Here is a 2,187-nt window from a genome sequence, read left to right as displayed (position 1 = left end):
GTTAAGTTCATTGTTTTTATTTTGACCTCACCCCTAACCCCTCTCCAAAGGAGAGGGAACTGGAATTGGGTATTTTATAATTTAAAATATCTTTTACTTAAAGACATTTCCCTTCCGGGGTTTATGTCTTTGACTCTTTTTATTTCTATATTAATGTCAGCCTTTCAGGCTTTTTTTAATTAATTCATTTGGGCTAAAGCCCACCCGCCTATTCTATTTACTCTCTGCCCTGAAGTGCATGGCTATTTAAAAAACATGGCCTGCATTAAATTTCATCAGTGCTTATAGATTTTTATTTTTTATTTATAATTTTACCAGTTACATTTTTTTACTCTCAGTATTTTGCTCAATAGAATTACTACTGTACAAGAGTGTCTCGCCTTAGGCCAGACCAATGAAGCATCATAGTAATACTTCTGCCTGGCCCAAAAAAAATTACTCTTTACTCATTGCAAAACATGCAGCACCAATCGCCCCGGCCATATCACCATGAATGGCTTTTACAATTTTTGTGGTGGTACCTGTTGGTTGCCATTCGTATTGCTTCATAAAATAATTGAGTGGCAAAAACAAATTGTCGTCTGCCTGTGTAATGCCGCCACCCAATACAATTACTTCCGGCGATAACATATTAGCGATGGATGCCAGGCCGATGCCCAATTGCTTTACCGATTTCATCCACACTTCTTTTGCAAATACATCACCCGTTTTATAAGCATCTAATAATTCGTGTGTAGAAGTAAATTTTCCTTTGCTTCTTTTTTCTACCGTGCAATTGCCAATACATTCTTCCAGGCTGCCAGGCATGCCCGTTACATCGCAATCTCCTTCATCGTTAATAGCCATGTGGCCAAAATGCCCGGCCTTGTTCATAGCACCTTGATAAGGTTTACCATCAATTAAAATAGCGCCGCCAACACCGGTGCCGAGTGTAAGCATCACTACATTCTTTTTATTTTTTGCGGCGCCAAATTTTGCTTCTCCCATCATTGCTGCCACTGCATCGTTTAATACATAAGTGGGTTGCTGTAAAAAATTTGTCCAGTTAAAATTTTCTAATCCCTGCATGCGACCGGGCATACAGGAGATGCAGGTATTTTTTTCATCGGGCAAACCCGGTGCTGATAAACCTATTTTTATTTTTTCTGTTTTTAAAATTTGTTGCAATTCTTTTACTGCGGTTGCTACTGCATTTTTCCAAACGCTGCCATCGCCATCGTTCGTGGGCTGATAATTTTCGTGCAATATTTTTCCATTAGCATCAATTGCGATGGCTTTTATTCTTGTGCCTCCCAAATCTATTCCTATGGTGGTTTCGTTTTTCAATTATGCATTATTAATTATTATTTATTCATTACCCCTGGCCTTCACTTACTGTCCATCCTCCATCTACCGCAATCACCTGCCCTGTTGTAAACTTTGATTGATCACTCATAAAATAAATTACCAGACCATCGAGATCTTCGGGTTGTCCTATTCGTCCATCATCCAATGGTTGTTTTGTTTTGATGAAATGTAAAATTTCTTCATCGTTGGCTGCCCGTTGTGCCATGGGTGTTTCTACCAATGCAGGTGCAATTACATTGATGCGGATATTATTTTTTGCATAATATGCCGCAATAGATTTTGAAAAACCAATGATGGCAGCTTTTGCAGCGGCATAGGCATGGGTACTAAAAAATTGCGGCGATGGTGAATAACCTAAAACGGAACCCATGTTTAAAATGGTTCCGCTTTTTTTAAATTCCAAAAATTTTTTTATTGCTGCCTGGTTGCTTAGCATTAGTGAAGTAAGATTTAACTCCATCGTTTTACTCCAGCCTTCTAATGTGAGTTCATGCAAAGGGCCGTCGCCCATTTTTCTTCCGCTGCCTCCGGCTACATGATAGAGGCCATCAAAGCTTTTAAATTTTTCTACGCAGGTATTGATTGCGTTGATGGCAGTATCAGGATTTGTTGCATCACCGCTGATGACAATAGCGTTATTGCCCAATATTTTTTTTGCTTCGGTAACACTTTCTTCGCTTCTGCCTACAACAACAACATTAGCACCATTGGCAACAAATGCTTTTGCTGCAGATAAACCGAGACCGGTAGTGCCGCCGATGATGACGATATTTTTATTTTTCAGCATCATTATTATTTCATTTTTGCTAATTCAGTTTCAAGCCTGTTTAAATTTTCTTC

3 protein-coding genes are annotated in these 2,187 nt (G+C 39.0%); 1 reads left to right on the top strand and 2 read right to left on the bottom strand.

Annotated elements, in window-relative coordinates:
• Positions 1-183, top strand: a 183-nt coding sequence (locus ACY65O_RS09940; RefSeq protein ID WP_462220699.1) for a hypothetical protein, incomplete at its 5' end; no start/stop codon positions are given.
• Between the two features lie 252 nt (positions 184-435).
• Here ACY65O_RS09940 and ACY65O_RS09935 read toward each other — a convergent pair.
• A complete protein-coding gene (locus ACY65O_RS09935) occupies positions 436-1,326 on the bottom strand; it encodes an ROK family protein (protein WP_462220698.1) in 891 nt (296 codons plus the stop codon).
• Positions 1,327-1,354: 28 nt separating this feature from the next.
• Positions 1,355-2,137, bottom strand: a complete 783-nt coding sequence (locus ACY65O_RS09930; RefSeq protein WP_462220697.1) for an SDR family NAD(P)-dependent oxidoreductase — start codon at positions 2,135-2,137, stop codon at positions 1,355-1,357.
• Positions 2,138-2,187: the final 50 nt, after the last annotated feature.

It is taken from the genome of Ferruginibacter sp., assembly GCF_031430955.1.
GTDB lineage: Bacteria > Bacteroidota > Bacteroidia > Chitinophagales > Chitinophagaceae > Ferruginibacter.
The sequence above is the reverse complement of the archived record's forward strand: the minus strand, read 5'-3'. Positions and strand labels throughout refer to the sequence as shown.